The sequence below is a fragment of the Geitlerinema sp. PCC 9228 genome, assembly GCF_001870905.1.
Taxonomy (GTDB): Bacteria; Cyanobacteriota; Cyanobacteriia; order Cyanobacteriales; family PCC-9228; genus PCC-9228.
This window is the reverse complement of sequence record NZ_LNDC01000016.1, coordinates 21,875-39,332: the sequence shown is the minus strand read 5'-3', so window position 1 is coordinate 39,332 and position 17,458 is coordinate 21,875. Positions and strand designations below refer to the sequence as shown.

The following is a 17,458-nucleotide window of genomic DNA, read 5'->3' as shown; positions in this document are numbered from 1 at the left end:
GGAGTCTGCTACGAGACCAAGGCTGGACTAACCGAACGCAATCGACACGAATGTCAATTTTTGTCCAGTGATTGGGTTAGTCAACTATTCAGGTTCGTCTTCGCTCAGATCGTCTTCTTCAGAGAAATCCTCCTCACCATCAGAGGTAGCATCTTCCGTACCTACTGGGGATTCGGAACCATCAAAACTTGCCCCGAGCGAAGTCACCGAATCTGCCGCATCTTCCGAGGTCGCCTCATCGCCAGTTTCTTCACCAACCAGGGTGTTGCCCATCATTTCAGGCACATCTTCCCAGCTACTTTCCACCAAACCTGTCCCTAGCGAGGTCGCGGGGTCTGTATCATCTCCAGCAGAATCTGCCTCGTTAGTCCCCTGAGTGCCCGGCGAATCTGCAGAAGTCGATGGGGAATTCTCCGCTGCTTCCGAGTTGGCCGCCACATCACCATCGGTACTGATGAGTTCCTCAGCAGGAATCGAGCTACTTGCCCCGAGGGAAGTCGATTCCTCATCCGCCACCGTTTCCGCTTCAGATTCAGCAGCAGGCGCTTCTGTCTCCCTTGTAGCATCCTCCGCAACAGCATCCGGTGTTTCTAGCGCCGACTCAGTGGATTGTGCCTTCTGGTGGGGTTCCACCTCCTCTTCCAGACGGTCCAACCCGTAAGTACGCGCCGTGCGATCGTCCAGCAGAGACTCGGTACTGCCATCGCCAACCGTAGTATTTGCATCCGTCCCCTCGCCATTGGGAAGGTCTTCCGGACTGGGACGGAATGCCTCCTCGTAAGCATTGAAGCCAGTACCAGCGGGAATCAAACGCCCAATGATCACATTTTCCTTCAGACCGCGCAGCCAATCCGATTTGCCTTCGATCGCTGCCTCGGTGAGGACCCGCGTCGTTTCCTGGAACGAAGCCGCCGAGATAAAGCTGTCGGTATTCAAAGAAGCCTTGGTAATCCCCAGCAGAACAGGGGTATATTCCGCCGGTGCCCCACCAGTAATCGACATAGCCGTATTGATTTGCTCGATTTGCCGCAAGTCAATCAGCTCCCCAGGCAGCATCGTACTATCGCCACCATCGGTAATGCGGACCTTGGAAGTCATCTGCCGCACAATTACCTCAATATGCTTGTCGGAGATATCAATGCCCTGGGACTGGTACACCGACTGCACCTCGTTGACTAAGAACTTCTGCACTTCCTCAAATGCTTTCAGGGAAGCTTCGTAGGTACCAATTTGCTCGCGGTAGTATTCAAAGAAGATATCCAGAATCTCGTGGGGATTGCTGGGACCATCCGTAAGCGGCGTACCAATATTGACGCGCTGTCCCTCGCTCACCAGCACGCTTTGTCCCTGGCTGGCAGGATATTCCGCGATCGCCCCATCATCTTCAATTACCTTAATAGTCGCCGACTCCTCAAACATTTCCACCTGTACCATGCCAGCACGTTTGGCAAGCACGCAGGCTTCCTTAGGTTTGCGAGCCTCTAGCAATTCCTCAATCCGGGGCAAACCTTGAATAATATCGCCGGTCTTGGCACGCTCGAAAATCAGCAGCACCATAGCATCCCCACGCTGGACCAGGGAACCTTCATCCACAAACAGCGTTGCCCCAGTAGAAACGCGATAGGGACGTGCCGTGCGCAGGACCAGCTTCCCTGGCGAAGACCGAATCACCTGACCCGACTCTTCCAAGGAAACTCCAGGTGCCACCTCCGTTCCAGCAACTAATAGGTCCCCTTCTTCATAGGAGTTGACCTGTGCTGCCATCTCTGGCGAAAACTCTACATTGAATAAGTCCGCATCCCGGACCACCAAAACCCGCCGGATGGCTTCGGCACCTTCGCGAATACCGCGGACCTCTCCGGACTCTTTACACAGAATCCGCGTACAAGCCACAACAGCACCTGCTGGAATGATGGTACCGTCTTCCACCATCAACTCCGTTTGCAAGTGCCCGTGCATCTCCATCGCTAGAATATCCCGGCGAATGACCAGCGATTCTAGAATCACCAACTGCAAGCGCTGCACATCCGGGTCGTGTTGGTCGGGAACCAACTCAATATCTGCAGCCAGTTGCGGTGCCGCTTCGCCAATTTCCAGCACCAGCTGGGTGCGCACCAATTCTACCCCTTCTACAGACTTAATGCGATCGCCATCCTTAAAAGGAATCCGCTGTACCGCCTTCAGCTGCAAATTGCCAATCGTAGACGTTTCTGACGTTTCCGCCGAACTTTCCAGCGTTTCCTGTTGGGGCACCTGGGGTTCGTCCGCCACCGGGAACTCTTGCACCGTACGCAGCAACACAGCCATCCCCTCTGGAGTAGCTACGCTTTCCACGTAGGTCAGCCGGTCCGAGGTCCCCAAACCAGGAATTTCCTGTCCCGGATGCACCAACACACCTTCTTCACCGAAGCGGTCGTCAATGGGTTCGTCCACCAGCTGCACCTCACCAGGCTTGATGACAATCTCCCGCAGGATGTCGTTTTTCTGGACCACATCCACAACACCAGCAGTCTGGCAGAATACATCCTTGACAATTTCCGTGCCGGCTTCCACGTACTGGCCGCTTTCCACCAGTAGCAAGGAGATGTCTTTGTTCACCTCGTGGCTTTCTTCCGGAATCCACAGCAGAGTACCGCCCTTTTTGACCTCATAGCCTTGTTTGGCTTTGCCCTTTTTGTCAACCTCGATACCACCGTATTTGATCGTACCGCCGGTTGCCGTGTGGTAGCGCTCGTCCATCAACTCCGCCACCACCTGACCGTTTTGCACCTTGGTCCCCGGCGTTGCCTTCAGGGAGAACTCTTGCCCGGAAGCAGAACGCAACAAGTGGCGATCGCTGGTGCCCGTAGACTGGGTATGTACCTCAGCATGGTTGAGAATCACACTAGCAGTGATAATTTCCACTTCCCGCGGCGTCTTTTCCTCCGCAGCCGCAGCTGCACTCAGCGCCGGAACCTCACCAGCACCAGACTCCATTTCCCCCTCAAAACTGGATTGGGCATGTGGTTGGGAAGGAGAAGTTTCCGCCGGCAAACGCACAATCCCGCCGTGCTCGCTCACCACCTTGGTTTCCGCCAGCACGCTGCCAATTTCCACGCGATCGCTATTTTTCACCGTCGGTTCCGCCCCAGGCGGCAAATTGTACACCTCCCCAGACAGAACCCAAACCAAACCACCACGTTGGGCGCTGCGGGTAATATTGCCCTGACGGTCAGTCTTCTCCTCCTGGACAATGCCTTGGAACTGCACCTCCCCAGCCAAATCGCTGGACACTTCCTTCGTCGCCTTCTCCACACTGCGGCGACTGCGACCAGCCAAAGGCACCTCAGCCACCACATCGCCAGTATTTACCTCCGTACCCGGTGCCACCATAATCGTAGTGCCCTGGGTGATGCTGTGGGTTTCCACCTGCTCGTTGCCCACCGATTGGGTTTGCCCCTCATCCTGGGATGGGACAGACCCCTCTACAGGACAAAGCAACTCGAGTTTTCCTGGCGATACCTTATGTACCCAGCCAGACTTTCCTTCCTCCAGAACTACCCCCGGTGCAATCTCAGTTCCCTCTTCCAACCACTGGTTTTGTTGGTTGCCATCAATATTGCACCTCAGGTGAGACGCAAACTCTACCGTATAGAGCCTGGTAGCGACCGACCTCGACATCGGCACCAACTGAATTTCACCATTTTGTTCCGCCTGGTACGCCTGGTCCCCGTGGCGGGTGCGGAACGGACGAGTGCGCAGATTGTAACGAACCGTGCAAGGTCCTTTTGCCTTAACCTGGTTCGCCACTTCCCCAGTAAATACGCCCCCCGTGTGGAACGTACGCATCGTCAGCTGGGTACCCGGTTCGCCAATCGACTGCGCCGCAATAATGCCAATAGCTTCTCCCAAATCCACCAGGCGTCCGTGTGCCAAACTCCAACCGTAGCACTTCTGACAAACCGAACGACCGGCCTCGCAAGTCAGCGGCGATCGTACCACAGCAGACTCTAACCCAGCATTGACAATGCGATCGGCCAGTTCCTCATCAATCTCCGCATTGCGATCGGCAATCAACTCACCCGTATCTGGATGGTACACCGGTTCCGCCAGCAACCGTCCCAGCAACCGGTCCTTCAGAGGAATCGTAATCTTATCCCCAGAACGCGCCGGTGCCATCTCAATCCCACGTACCGTACCGCAGTCAGGCTCCCGCAGAATCACATCCTGGGACACATCCACCAGACGGCGCGTCAAATAGCCCGAATCCGCCGTCCGCAGCGCCGTATCCACCAAACCCTTCCGGGCACCATACGAAGAAATAATATACTCAGTTACCGTCAGCCCTTCCCGGAAATTCGTCTTAATAGGCAAATCAATAATTTCCCCATTGGGATCCGCCATCAAACCGCGCATCCCCACCAACTGCCGTACCTGGCTCATATTTCCGCGCGCACCAGAAAAAGCCATCATATAGACAGAATTCAGCGGGTCGCGGCTATTGAAATTGCGGACCACCTCATCCTTGAGCGCTTCCGACGTACCATTCCACGTATCGATCACCTTCTGGAAGCGCTCCACCTCCGTAATTTCGCCCCGGGAGTAGCGCAGCTCCGTCTTATTAATCTCCTGCTCCGCCTCATCCAGCATCTGACGCTTCACCGGCGGCACCTGCAAATCATCCACACTAATAGACACCCCAGCCTTAGTAGCATAGCGAAAACCCAAATCCTTCAACTCATCCGCCATCGCCGACGTACGAGCCGTCCCGTGATTGATAAACGCCCATACCATCAGCTTCTTCAATTGTTTTTTATCGAGAATGCGATTGTAAAAAATTGTTTTTTTTGTCTTACTCATAGCTGTTTTTCCTTACTTTTAGTGAGGGAATACTCCGGAACACCTTTGTAGGGGTACCCCCCCGCTGGGGGTCCCCTTCGTAGGGGCACTTCACCAAGCGCCCCCCTCCAGGGCAAGCTGGTTAGATACTTTGCAAAGCATCGTGAATCGTTAGATTGAGAATAATGCGACCAATGGTCGTGCGAATGTACTGGGAAATCAAACCGCCCTCGCTATCTTCGCGAACGCGACGCCACTTATAAAGCTTCGTCACCGTACCATCATCTTGTTTGTATACCTCTATCGGTTCGTTGTCCTCCTCAGCCGTTTCCACTTCACCGTCGTAACGCACCCAAACATAAGCATGCAATCCCACAATTCCTTGTTCGTAAGCCGCCACCGCATCGCGCATATTGGCAAAATAGCGATCGCCCCCCTTATTATCCCGGGGATTTTCCGCCGTCAAATAATAGCACCCCAACACCATATCCTGAGAAGGCGCACAAATCGGATTCCCCGTCGCCGGCGACAGAATATTATTAGAAGCCAGCATCAGCAAACGCGCCTCCGCCTGCGCCTCCAGCGACAAAGGCACGTGCACCGCCATTTGGTCGCCATCAAAATCCGCATTAAACGCCGGACACACCAGCGGGTGCAACTGAATCGCCCGTCCCTCTACCAAAATCGGTTCAAACGCCTGAATTCCCAAACGGTGCAGCGTCGGTGCCCGGTTGAGTAGCACCGGATGCCCCTCAATCACCTCCTCCAAAACATCCCAAACTGCACCATCACCCCGTTGAATCAGCTTCTTCGCCGCCTTAATATTATTCACCACATTCTGGCGAATCAAGCGATTAATCACAAAAGGCTGGAACAACTCAATCGCCATTTCCCGGGGCAAACCGCACTGGTGCATCTTCAGCTTCGGACCGACCACAATCACACTCCGACCCGAATAATCCACCCGTTTGCCCAGCAAATTCTGCCGAAAGCGTCCCTGCTTGCCCTCAATAATATCCGACAGCGACTTCAAAGGACGGTTATTCGCACCCACCACCGTCCGACCGCGCCGACCATTATCAATCAGCGCATCCACCGCCTCTTGCAGCATCCGCTTCTCATTGCGAATAATAATCTCCGGTGCCAAAATCTCCTGCAACCGCGCCAAACGATTGTTGCGATTAATCACCCGGCGGTACAAATCATTCAAATCCGAAGTCGCAAAACGACCCCCATCAAGCTGCACCATCGGGCGCAAATCTGGCGGAATCACCGGAATATACGTCAGCACCATCCACTCCGGCTTCGACCCAGTTCCCACAAACTGGTCCACAATCCGCAACCGCTTAATCAACTTCGCCCGCTTCTGCCCCTTACTAACCGCAATATTCTGGCGCAGCTCCTCAGCAGTCTCCTCCAAATTCAAATCCATCAACAACCGCTGCAGCGCCTCAGCGCCAATGCCCACCTCCACATCTTCCAACGTACTATCTTCCGCATACAGCTCATCTTCAATCTCCATCCACTGCTCCTCCGTAAGCAGCTGCTTGTAATGAAGATTATCCGCATTGCCGGGATTGAGCACCACATACGCATTAAAATAAACAACTTGCTCCACATCCCGCAAAGGCATATCCAACAAAATCGAGATATAGCTGGGAATCCCCTTGAGGTACCAAACATGCACCACAGGAGCCGCCAACTTAATATACCCCATACGGTGGCGGCGCACCCGCGACTCAGTCACCTCCACCCCGCAACGCTCGCAAACAATCCCGCGATGGCGCACCCGTTTGTACTTACCACAATGGCACTCCCAATCCTTCGCCGGACCAAAAATCCGCTCGCAAAAGAGGCCGTCCATTTCCGGTTTGAGAGTGCGGTAGTTAATCGTTTCCGGTTTGGTCACCTCACCGACAACCTGACCGTTGGGTAAGCTGCGCTCTCCCCACTCGCGAATTCGTTCTGGAGAAGCCAAACCAATTTTGACGTAATCAAAGCGTTGCTCTAACTTAGCCATAATGGATATTGTCCTTTGGTCCTTCCTCTGGTGTTCGTATGCTTACCCCGAGCGAAGTCGAGGATTGTATCGGAAAATTTTCCAAAAGGGAGATAGGCACCAAGGACTACCCCTGGTGAAAGAAACCTATCTCCCCTCCCTAGAAAGCGCCTCACAAAACGCCCTGGAACACTTCACGAAGCGTCGGGCGCTCACGCGTTGCGCCCCTACTGCTGTTCGCGGATTTCCTCCAAAGCTGCTTGGGAAATTTCAATAGTTGGCTGTCGGGGTGCTTTTTCCGCCATCAGGTCTACCTCCACATCGCGGCTTTCGCCCTCTTCATTGGTTTCCACCTTATGCACAGAAACATCCAGACCCAGCGACTGCAGCTCCCGCATCAGCACCTTAAAGGATTCTGGCGTACCCGGCCGGGGAATCGGCTGTCCTTTAACCACAGCATTGAGAGCTTCGTTGCGACCTTGCATATCGTCGGACTTGACCGTGAGCAGCTCTTGCAACGTATAGGAGGCACCAAAAGCTTCCAACGCCCAAACCTCCATTTCGCCGAAACGCTGACCCCCTTGCTGTGCCTTACCACCGAGGGGTTGTTGCGTAACCAGAGAATAAGGACCGGTAGAGCGAGCGTGGATTTTGTCGTCTACCAGGTGGACCAGCTTCAACATGTAGGCAATACCAACAGTAACCGGACGGTCGAAGGGTTCGCCAGTGCGTCCGTCGTAAACAGTTACCTTGCCGGGATTGTCCTGGTCAAACACCCAATCGTGCCCAGTTGTTTCCCGAGCTTCCTGAAGCTTGGCGTGGACACTTTCCCGGGACATTTCGCTACCATGCATCTCGTCAAAGGGAATCAGCTTGTAGCGCTCGTCCAGGAGGTAACCACCCCATCCCAACAGGCATTCAAAGATTTGTCCCACATTCATCCGGGAAGGCACGCCCAGAGGATTGAGGACAATATCGGCAGGGGTGCCGTCGGGGAGGTACGGCATATCTTCAATGGGCAAAATCCGGGAGATAATGCCCTTATTGCCGTGGCGTCCTGCCATTTTGTCCCCAACTTGAATTTTGCGCTTCTGGGCCACGTAGACGCGCACCACCATATTCGCTCCTGGGGGCAGTTCGTCTCCTTGTTCGCGGGTAAAGACACGTACGTCTACCACGCGACCCCGTTCGCCGTTGGGAACCCGCAGGGAGTTATCTCGCACGTCCCGCGCTTTTTCACCGAAAATGGCCCGTAGGAGTTTTTCTTCGGGAGGTTGGTCGGATTCGCCTTTGGGGGTTACTTTGCCCACCAGAATATCGCCGGATTCCACCCAAGCACCGATGCGAATGATGCCACTTTCATCTAGGTTGCTGAGGGCATCTTCCCCCACGTTGGGAATTTCCCGGGTGATTTCTTCGGGTCCCAGTTTGGTGGCGCGAGCTTCAATTTCGTATTTTTCAATGTGAATGGAGGTGTACACGTCGTCGTGTACCAACCGCTCGCTGATGAGAATGGCGTCTTCGTAGTTGTAGCCTTCCCAAGGCATGTACACCACCAGGATGTTATGTCCCAGGGCCAGTTCCCCACCTTCAGTAGCGGAACCGTCTGCCAGAATTTGTCCCGGAACTACCCGTTCTCCTTCCTGTACAATGGGACGCTGGTTCAAGCAGGTGTCTTGGTTGGAACGCTGATATTTTTGCAGAACGTAGGTTTGCTGCTGTCCGTCATCGGCACGGATGGTTACATGGGTGGCATCCACATAGGAAACCACGCCTTCCAGTTGAGAGACCACAACCATGCCCGAATCGCGCGCTGCTTGGGCTTCCAATCCGGTACCGACCAAAGGACGTTCCGGGCAAAGCAGGGGCACAGCTTGCCGCTGCATGTTGGAACCCATCAAAGCCCGGTTGGCGTCGTCGTGTTCCAGGAAAGGAATCAAAGAGGTAGCGACGGAGATAACTTGGACGGGAGAAATAGCTAGGTAGTCTACTTGGTCGGGGGTGGTAGTGGTGAAATCTTGACGGTAGCGGACGGCGACGGTGTCTCCCAAGATATAGCCGTTTTCGTCTACGGGAATGTCCCCTGGTGCTACCCGCACGTCGTCTTCTTCATCGGCGGTCATGAAGATGGGAGGACCGTCTTGCAAGACCCGTCCGTTTTCTACGGGGTAGAAGGGCGTTTCCAAAAAGCCATATTCATTGACCCGGGCGTGGGTAGCGAGGGAGGCAATCAACCCGGCGTTGGGCCCTTCTGGGGTTTCGATGGGGCAAATCCGTCCGTAGTGGGAAGGATGGATGTCCCGTACGGCAAAACCAGCCCGTTCCCTGGTCAAACCGCCTGGTCCCAAAGCTGACAAGCGCCGTTTATGGGTTAGCTCGGCTAGGGGGTTGGTCTGATCCATGAATTGGCTGAGCTGAGAAGACCCAAAGAATTCTTTAATGGCGGCGACCAAGGGTTTGGGATTAACTAGGGAAGCTGGGGTCAGGTTGTCAGATTCGGAAACGGTCATGCGTTCGCGAATGATACGTTCCAATCGGTTTAGCCCTACCCGCACCTGGTTTTGCAGGAGTTCGCCGACGCTGCGTACCCGGCGGTTGCCCAAGTGGTCGATGTCATCGGTGGCACCGATGTCATATTCCAGGTTGATGAGGTAGTCAACGGCGGCCAGAATATCTTCTGGTGTTAGCACCCGAACTTGGTCGGGAACGTTGACCCGCAGTTTGCGGTTGAGCTTGTAACGCCCTACTTTGCCCAAATCGTAGCGTTTGGGATCGAGAAAACGCGATTCTAATAGTTGCGAACCGCCAGCAACGGTGGGGGGTTCGCCCGGACGCAGTTTCCGGTACAGTTCCATGAGGGCTTCTTCTTCACTGAATTGCCCTTCGCGGTCGAGGGTTTTTTGGAAGTATTCGGGATGGCGTAGGGAGTCGAAGATTTCGCTGTCGCTCAGTCCTAGGGCTTTCAGCAGGATTTGGGCGCTGAGTTTGCGGGTTTTATCGATACGCACCCAAACCAGGTCGTTTTTGTCGGTTTCGATTTTGAGCCAAGCGCCGCGGTTAGGAATAATAGAAGCGTTGAAGGTGCGCCGACCGTTTTTGTCGATGTCTGATTTGTAGTAGACGCCGGGAGAGCGTACGATTTGGTTGACGATGACCCGCTCGGCACCGTTGATGATGAAGGTTCCCCGTTCGGTCATTAAGGGCAGGTCGCCGATGAAGACTTCCTGTTCTTTGATTTCGCCGGTTTCTTTGTTGACCAAACGGGTGGGAACGTACATTTGGACGGCGTAGGTACTATCCCGACGTTTGGCTTCGTCTACCCCGTATTTGGGTTCTTTGAGTTTGTAGTCGGCGGCTAGAAAGTGGAGTTCTAGTTTGCCTGTATAGTCGGTAATGGGGGAAAAACTGCTCAGTTCCTCAATCAGACCGTCTTGGAGAAACCAACGAAAGCTCGCCCGTTGAATTTCTACCAAATCGGGTAGGGTAAAAGAAGGTGCGGAAATAGAGTTATTGGTCATGATATCGGATTGGCTGGTTGTCAGTGGTCAAAGCTGTTTTTGCTGGACGGGAAAGCAACCCGGGGCAATGGATTGGTGTGGAGAAGGCAACCAGGAGAAGCCGTTGCTGCCAGGCGTGCGGTTACCCCGTTGTTACTGGCTGTTGCAGAGCAAAAAGCCGATGGGCGTTTTCTACGGTTTGCTGGCAGATGGCTTCTACAGATTCGTGCCGGAGGGAGGCTACTTGTTCGGCTACGTGTTTGACAAGCGCTGGTTCGTTGCGCTTTCCTCGTTTGGGCGTAGGTGCTAAAAAAGGACAATCGGTTTCCACCAGCAGTCGGTGCCCGGGAACCATTTTGGCCGATGCTTGTACGGAGTTGGCATTTTTGAATGTAACAATACCGCTGAAACTGATGTAAAAGCCCAAATCCAAAAACCACTGGGTTTCGGTGGGATCGCCGCCCCAACAGTGCATGACGCCCCGTACCGCTCCGCGACGCTCGATAAAGTTTTCTAAGACTTCTTTGGCGGTGGTGGCAGCGTCGCGACAGTGAATAATAACCGGTAAATCTAGCTGTTGGGCTACCTCTAATTGGGCTTCAAAGGAGGCAATTTGCGCTTGTTGGTTTTCAGCTTTGTAAAAATCTAAACCGGTTTCTCCAATGGCAACAACTTTGCTATCTGAGTGGGCTAGCTGCTGAATGCGTTGTTGTACTTTTTGGATGGCTTCGCTAGTACCGGAAGCGTCTGCATATTTATGTACGTCTAGGGGATGCAAGCCTACAGCGAAGAAAAGTTCGGGGAATTGCCGGGATAAAGCTTGAATTTGCCCGAATTCTTCTGGGTCTACCATGGAATGGACGAGGTGGGAAATGCCAGCTTCCCGCCATCGCTGGCATACTTCCTCTAAATCGGGTTGGAACACATCGAAGTTGATGTGTACGTGGGTATCGACGAGTTGCATTGATATTTGGGGGTGACGATGCCGTAGGTCACTAGTTGGTTTTGGGGGTTGACAAGACTTTTCCTAATTTGTTGGAGCAGGGATAGGAAATAGGAAAAGGGAAAACTGCTACCGAGCAATTGGTTGGCACCAGCTAGGCATGAGGACCTACCGGCACCAATTCCATCACCCACTTTTGCTGCTTCTTGGCAGGAAACAGCAATACCAAACCAATTGAAATCGGACATCCTGGTGCGGGATTTGGGTCCCTGGGCACCAACCAAGCAGCCGGCAGCTTTGCCATGATATCTTTCCTTAGCCGTGCTTACCAATCCGGTCGGGCAAGCGTGGGCACAATTTGGTTGCTAGCTTGCCTGCGACTCAGCCTTGTGCATGGCTTTGGCGAGGCGAGATTTTTTTCGGGCACCATTGTTGGCATGGAGAACGCCTCGTTTTACGGCCTTATCGATTTTGCTGTACGCTACTTTCATGTTTTCCCGAACTGCTTGTTCTTTCTCGGCATTGGGGTTTTGAGCGTACTCTTCGATGGCTGCCAAGGATCTTTTGATCAGGGTTTTGACAGCTGATTTGTAAGATTTGTTGCGCAACCGGTTGCGCTCGCTAACTCTAATCCGCTTGACGGCTGATTTAATATTTGCCACAGCTCGTTCCTAAGAAAACTACCTAACCTACGACAGAACCAAACCGAATGACAGTCTCCTACCTGGCTATGGGGGGCGAAGCTAGGAAACTGACAGGTTTTTGTTACGACCCGACATGGGTGTATGGGCAACCAACCATTTGGAGATTGCCCGTTGAAGTGCGATTGGCTGGCGTGCTGGCTAGCTCGATTGAGAGACGATCGGTTCGTTCTCTTTGCCGCCACTTCCAGGCACGCGCGCCAATTTTTGCCTTAACCCGAAACCTCCCGAGCAGGATGGCTTCTCCCAAACCAATGGTGGGGTGGGTAAGGCACCTAGATGATGTTTCTTCTATAGAGTCTTTTATTGTACCACAAGAAAGGCACCAGTTATAATAAATGTCTAAGTAGGGACGATTATGCCCACTTAATATGGGCCATGGCAACCCTGGATTTATAAATATAGCATTAAAAGTGTTAAAATGGCGATTCCTTCTTAAAATCTAGGTTAAGCTATAAAAGATGGGGCAAACCCGACCAACGCATTTCGTAGTTGACGCCTATCTTGGCTCGATTGAAGGTGGCAATGGATGTGCCGGTAGCCATCTGTTGCCCTACTCGTTATGCCCATTTCTAGAGGAGCGAGGGGCTGCCAAACAATCTGGTTTTCACAATCAAAATGCCATTATAAATATGGTTAATGATGTCCGGGTGGGTGGTCCCCGTGCTTGCTGAAGGGTGGCATGCAGCTCGCTAGAGGAGAATCTGTTTACAAAGGGAGCTAGCAAGAAGGCTGGTTGGCTCTGTAAGGGGTTCCGAAAGCGGGCGTCCCACCGTGGGAACATGCAAAAATTGATTTGATTTCCCTCTTTTGGTAGGGGGAACTTGCTTGTACAGGGAAAGGTTGGCTGGGAGAGGTCCCAAAGCTGTTTGACCCTGCCCTGAAAGCGAGTATCTCCGTCTCTGTGAGGCGGTAAAGTGTCCAGGCGATTTCGATCGCTTCGTCGTTTTCCTCGACAATTGCGATTCCATGCTGCGAATCATAAACACTTGGAGCGAGGCTACCGCAGAATTGCGGCGCATCTGTCAGCGCACGGATAATGAAGATACCCTACAAGAAGAGGGGAAAGTGCGCCAAGTTCTACAGGCAGTGAAGCAAGAAGGCGATCGCGCCCTGCTACACTATACGGAACAATTCGACCGCCAAATTCTTCAAGCCTCCGAACTACGTATCAGCGGTTCTCAATTGGATGCCGCTTACCAGCAGGTTTCCAAAGATTTGCTCGATGCCATTCGTGTGGCCAAACAGAATATCGAAGCTTTTCACCGCCAGCGCATTCCCAAATCCTGGGTGCAATTCGGCGATGATGAGGTGGTTCTGGGCAAACGCTATACCCCTGTAGAACGAGCCGGAATTTATGTTCCAGGAGGAAGAGCTGCTTATCCCAGCACAGTATTGATGAATGCGATTCCGGCTGCGGTGGCTGGGGTGGAGCGCATTGTGATGGTGACACCGCCGGGAAGCGAGTCTAGCTTGCATCCAGCCGTACTTGTGGCTGCCCAGGAAGCAGGAATTCAAGAAATTTATCGGGTAGGGGGGGCACAAGCGATCGCGGCGTTGGCGTACGGAACCGAAACCATTCCCCAAGTTGATGTCATCACCGGACCGGGAAACATTTACGTCACCCTAGCGAAAAAACTGGTCTACGGTCGGGTAGGCATTGATTCTTTGGCCGGTCCTTCTGAAGTTTTGGTCATTGCCGACGAGACAGCCGATCCGGTCCACGTAGCTGCTGACTTGCTAGCCCAGGCCGAACACGACCCTATGGCAGCGGCCATCCTAATTGCGACCAGTTCTCAATTTGCCCGGGAGGTCAAAGAAGACCTGCAACGACAACTGGCCAACCATCCCCGTCGCTTGCTCACAGAAAAAGCGATCGCCAATTATGGTTTAGCCGTGGTCGTAGATTCTTTGGAAGCAGCTGCCCAACTATCCAACGAATTTGCCCCCGAACACTTAGAACTGGAAGTCAAAGAACCCTGGGCTTTACTCGAAAACATTCGCCACGCCGGGGCCATTTTCTTAGGAACATCCACCCCAGAAGCAGTAGGCGACTACATTGCTGGTCCCAACCATACCCTACCCACCTCAGGGTCGGCGCGCTATGCCTCGGCGTTGGGCGTAGAAACCTTTATCAAGCATTCCAGCTTGATTCAATATTCTTCAACGGCTTTACAAAAAGCGGCAAACGCCATTCAAGCCCTAGCCAATGCGGAAGGATTGCATTCCCACTCGGAATCCGTACGCCTGCGCGGACAGGGAAAAAGCACTTCCGAATCCTCCCACCCAGACAACCAACAACAAGAATAAACCAAGATTTCCGCTTTATTCACCTTAGAGACTGCTGCCACCAGCGGTCTCTATTTTTTTAAACGCCATGTTTCTTGAGAAACTCCCGCATATATCCATTGACCGTTTCGGGCTTCTCTTGCTGTACCCAATGCCCGCACTGGGGAATATAGCGAAGGCAAAAATTGCGAACGTAGGTTTCGGTTCCGTAGGTCAGTTCTTTGCCCAAAGCTGTATCTTCCTCACCCCAAACCATCAACGTAGGAACGTCAAGCTTCTCCCAGGATTGAGATTGCCACAACCACCCTTTGGCAAGATCGAAAGCACAGCGATAGTAGGCAAGCATAGCTTGTATAGCCCCCGGTTGGGAGGCTGCCCGGCGATAAGCTGCTAAATCCGCGTCGGAAAAGGCATTTTTATCCACCGCCGTCTCTCGAAACGCTTTGCCAATGGCTTCGCAATCGTTGGCAGAAAGTAGCCACTCTGGCAGTAGGGGCAACTGGAAGAAAAAGATATACCAACTGCGCAAAAGTTGTTGGGGATGCTGCCAAAAACCTGCCATCTTGGCGGGATGGGGAAGATTCATAATGATTAATTTTGCCAGCATCTGAGGATAGGCATAGGCAAAATGCCAAGCGATCGCAGCGCCCCAATCGTGACCCACCAAAACGCAGCGATCGTAGCCCAAACCGCGAATGGCCCCCTCAATATCTTGCACCAAAACATCAATATGGTACGCATCAATATCTTGGGGTTTGTCGCTTTCGTTGTAGCCGCGCAAATCCAAAGCAACAACGCGATAATCCTTAGCAAATTCAGGCATTTGATACCGCCAGGAATACCAAAATTCTGGAAACCCGTGCAGCATCAATATCAACGGACCTTCCCCTTGGCTGACGTAGTGCAGCCTCACTCCGTTGGTGATAACCGTTCCATCCTGGTGAGAAGCGTCTACCATAGACAAATTTGCTTTTTGAATGCAATTTTGGCATACAAATCAACCGAAAGTTGCATGAGCCAACCTTGGCGATTTGGGAACCTATATTTCAAGATATACAAACTATATATAACGTATCGCGTTGCACTACGGATTGTTTTATGACCAATTCCCCATACCATACGGTTGACTATCTACGAGTTAGCCTCATCGACCGGTGCAATTTTCAGTGTCAGTATTGCATGCCGGAAGGTAGCGAAATTGACTACATTCAATCGCAAAATTTTCTAAGCAACGAGGAACTGCTGTATTTGCTGCGGGAAGTTTTTCTTCCCCTCGGGTTCAATAAATTTCGTCTGACCGGAGGAGAACCTTTGTTACGCCCGCAAATTGACGAAATTGTTGCTGCGATCGCTTCGGCCGAACAAACGCAAGATCTGGCCATGACCACCAATGGGTTTTTGCTTGCCGATACGGCCCAAGATTTGTACGATGCTGGCTTACGACGTATTAATATTAGCCTGGACTCTCTCGATCCCGATACCTTTGCAGCGTTGGTCGGCGATCGCACGGGCAAACGCTGGGAGCAAGTCTGGGCAGGCATTCAAGCTGCCTATCGGGTCGGTTTCGATCCCCTAAAATTAAATGTCATCGTTATCCCTGGCATCAACGATGGCGAAGTACTCGATTTGGCTGCTCTAACCATAAAACGAGCGTGGCATGTTCGTTTCATTGAATTTATGCCCATTGGCAACTCGATGTTGTTCCATGAAAAGCAGTGGATTCCCTCAGAACAATTGCGCCAACAAATTCGCGATCGTTGGGGGTTAACCACCGCACAAGTGGCAGGCAACGGACCGGCAGATATATTTCAAATTCCCGGCGCTCAGGGCACCTTAGGATTTATATCCCAAATGTCGGAATGTTTTTGCGATCGCTGCAATCGCATGCGCCTTTCCGCAGATGGCTGGCTGCGCCCTTGTTTGTTAAACGAACAGGGAAGCGTGAATTTGCGTGCATCCTTACGTCGGGGAGAATCTGTAGAGAGTATCCGGACGCAGGTACGCGAGGTACTAGCCATTAAACCGGAAATCAACTTCAAAGAACGGGACATGGGAACCACAGATGGTGGCTATGCGCGTACCATGTCTCAAATTGGTGGGTGATAGAGGAAGTAGCAGAACAGCTGGTGGGACTGATACCAAGCAAGAAGGGAGAAGTGGCAAGGATGAAAGGCTAACTTCCATCCTTGTTTCCCCAATATTGGGCAACCACCAGCCAAGCTTAGAGTTTGCGGGAGTAATACTCAATCACCAGCAGTTCGTTGACGTTCAGTGCTACCCAGTCGCGTTCGATGACCCCATTGACTTTTCCCACCAATTTATCTTTATCGAATTCCAAATGGCTGGGAAGGTTGGCCAGACCGGGATACTGTAAATTACTTTCCACCAGATTTCGGGAGCGCTCGCGATCGCGAACGGCAATGACATCTTCAATTTGGCACTGATAGCTGGGAATATTCACCCGGCGGCCGTTAACCAAAATGTGACCGTGGGTAACCAACTGCCTGGCTCCTGGGATGGTAGGTGCCATGCCCATACGGAAAACCGTATTGTCCAAACGCATTTCCAACAGTTCTAGCAGCACTTGACCGGTGGACCCTTTGGAACCACGAGCAGCTTTAACATACCGTAGAAGCTGTTTTTCAGAAATGCAGTAGTTGTAGCGCAGTTTTTGCTTTTCTTCCAACCGCACTGCGTATTCAGAGCGTTTGCGGCGAGCTTGACCGTGCTGGCCCGGGGGATAGGCTTTGCGGGTGCTTTTGCGGGTTAAACCGGGCAGCTCTCCCAAACGACGGGTAACTCGAAGGCGTGGACCGCGATATCGCGACATAGTCGAACTTCCTCTCTCAATGCTCCTAAACTTTTGCTGAGATTTTTTCGTTGGATATTCTCCGGCCTAAAGGCCTGGGGATTATTGGTTTTATGACTTACCTGCTGGAATCCAACAAATAAATCTCCCCAATTTTCGCTTCCCCTGTTTCCGCTTGTAGGGGCGGTACAGCAGCTTTCAAGCTTTTATTTTGCTAGTGGCACCTACTAGGGCGCTAGCATTTTTTCGCTTAGGTTTTTTCGCGCCTCTTTCAATCCTGTCTAGTTTAACAGACTGAGGGGGCTAAAGGGCGCAGGTGTAGAAGCAAAATTCTATCGTCAATCTATAAGCAGGCTGCTTCCAACTGGACCAACCGAACCATCATCAACATGAATGTCAATT

General features: G+C 52.5%; 9 protein-coding genes and 1 pseudogene. 2 read left to right on the top strand and 8 right to left on the bottom strand.

Features of this window, described 5'->3' with window-relative positions; translation table 11 throughout:
- Positions 1-771: 771 nt before the first annotated feature.
- The 6 genes and pseudogenes from AS151_RS01010 to rpsT all read right to left on the bottom strand — a co-directional run.
- Positions 772-4,839, bottom strand: a pseudogene (locus AS151_RS01010) (DNA-directed RNA polymerase subunit beta''); the annotation flags it as partial.
- 121 nt (positions 4,840-4,960) lie between these two features.
- On the bottom strand, positions 4,961-6,838 hold the full coding sequence (locus tag AS151_RS01005) for a DNA-directed RNA polymerase subunit gamma (RefSeq protein WP_071515210.1): 1,878 nt from the start codon (positions 6,836-6,838) through the stop codon (positions 4,961-4,963).
- Positions 6,839-7,044: 206 nt separating this feature from the next.
- Positions 7,045-10,335: a DNA-directed RNA polymerase subunit beta gene (gene rpoB, locus AS151_RS01000; protein WP_071515209.1), complete on the bottom strand. Its 3,291-nt coding sequence runs from the start codon at positions 10,333-10,335 to the stop codon at positions 7,045-7,047.
- Between the two features lie 121 nt (positions 10,336-10,456).
- On the bottom strand, positions 10,457-11,278 hold the full coding sequence (locus AS151_RS00995) for a TatD family hydrolase (RefSeq protein WP_071515208.1): 822 nt from the start codon (positions 11,276-11,278) through the stop codon (positions 10,457-10,459).
- 133 nt (positions 11,279-11,411) lie between these two features.
- Complete coding sequence (locus tag AS151_RS21820; protein ID WP_170861268.1) at positions 11,412-11,561, bottom strand: hypothetical protein; 150 nt, start codon at positions 11,559-11,561, stop codon at positions 11,412-11,414.
- A gap of 61 nt (positions 11,562-11,622) precedes the next feature.
- A complete protein-coding gene (rpsT, locus tag AS151_RS00990; protein WP_071515207.1) occupies positions 11,623-11,919 on the bottom strand; it encodes a 30S ribosomal protein S20 in 297 nt (98 codons plus the stop codon).
- Positions 11,920-12,927: 1,008 nt separating this feature from the next.
- Between rpsT and hisD the strand changes: the two genes are divergently transcribed.
- Positions 12,928-14,268 carry a histidinol dehydrogenase gene (gene hisD, locus AS151_RS00985; protein WP_071515206.1) on the top strand — a complete coding sequence of 447 codons (1,341 nt, stop codon included), beginning with the start codon at positions 12,928-12,930 and terminating at the stop codon, positions 14,266-14,268.
- Between the two features lie 58 nt (positions 14,269-14,326).
- Here the strand turns inward: hisD and AS151_RS00980 are convergent, their stop codons facing one another.
- The gene (locus tag AS151_RS00980) at positions 14,327-15,205 is read right to left on the bottom strand and encodes an alpha/beta hydrolase (RefSeq protein ID WP_071515205.1); all 879 of its coding nucleotides are present in this window, start codon (positions 15,203-15,205) and stop codon (positions 14,327-14,329) included.
- 140 nt (positions 15,206-15,345) lie between these two features.
- On the opposite strand from AS151_RS00980, the gene moaA reads away from it, so the two are divergent.
- The gene (gene moaA / locus AS151_RS00975) at positions 15,346-16,350 is read left to right on the top strand and encodes a GTP 3',8-cyclase MoaA (protein WP_084639323.1); all 1,005 of its coding nucleotides are present in this window, start codon (positions 15,346-15,348) and stop codon (positions 16,348-16,350) included.
- A gap of 118 nt (positions 16,351-16,468) precedes the next feature.
- Here moaA and rpsD read toward each other — a convergent pair whose 3' ends face one another.
- Complete coding sequence (gene rpsD / locus AS151_RS00970; protein ID WP_071515203.1) at positions 16,469-17,077, bottom strand: 30S ribosomal protein S4; 609 nt, start codon at positions 17,075-17,077, stop codon at positions 16,469-16,471.
- Positions 17,078-17,458: the final 381 nt, after the last annotated feature.

What these genes read in the sequence shown, in the direction of transcription:
- AS151_RS00995 (WP_071515208.1), bottom strand. Translation starts at nt 11,278, where the DNA reads ATGCAACTCGTCGATACCCACGTACACATCAACTTCGATGTGTTCCAA.
- AS151_RS01005 (WP_071515210.1), bottom strand. Translation starts at nt 6,838, where the DNA reads ATGGCTAAGTTAGAGCAACGCTTTGATTACGTCAAAATTGGTTTGGCT.
- AS151_RS21820 (WP_170861268.1), bottom strand. Translation starts at nt 11,561, where the DNA reads ATGGCAAAGCTGCCGGCTGCTTGGTTGGTGCCCAGGGACCCAAATCCC.
- hisD (WP_071515206.1), top strand. Translation starts at nt 12,928, where the DNA reads ATGCTGCGAATCATAAACACTTGGAGCGAGGCTACCGCAGAATTGCGG.
- rpsD (WP_071515203.1), bottom strand. Translation starts at nt 17,077, where the DNA reads ATGTCGCGATATCGCGGTCCACGCCTTCGAGTTACCCGTCGTTTGGGA.
- AS151_RS00980 (WP_071515205.1), bottom strand. Translation starts at nt 15,205, where the DNA reads ATGGTAGACGCTTCTCACCAGGATGGAACGGTTATCACCAACGGAGTG.
- moaA (WP_084639323.1), top strand. Translation starts at nt 15,346, where the DNA reads ATGACCAATTCCCCATACCATACGGTTGACTATCTACGAGTTAGCCTC.
- rpoB (WP_071515209.1), bottom strand. Translation starts at nt 10,335, where the DNA reads ATGACCAATAACTCTATTTCCGCACCTTCTTTTACCCTACCCGATTTG.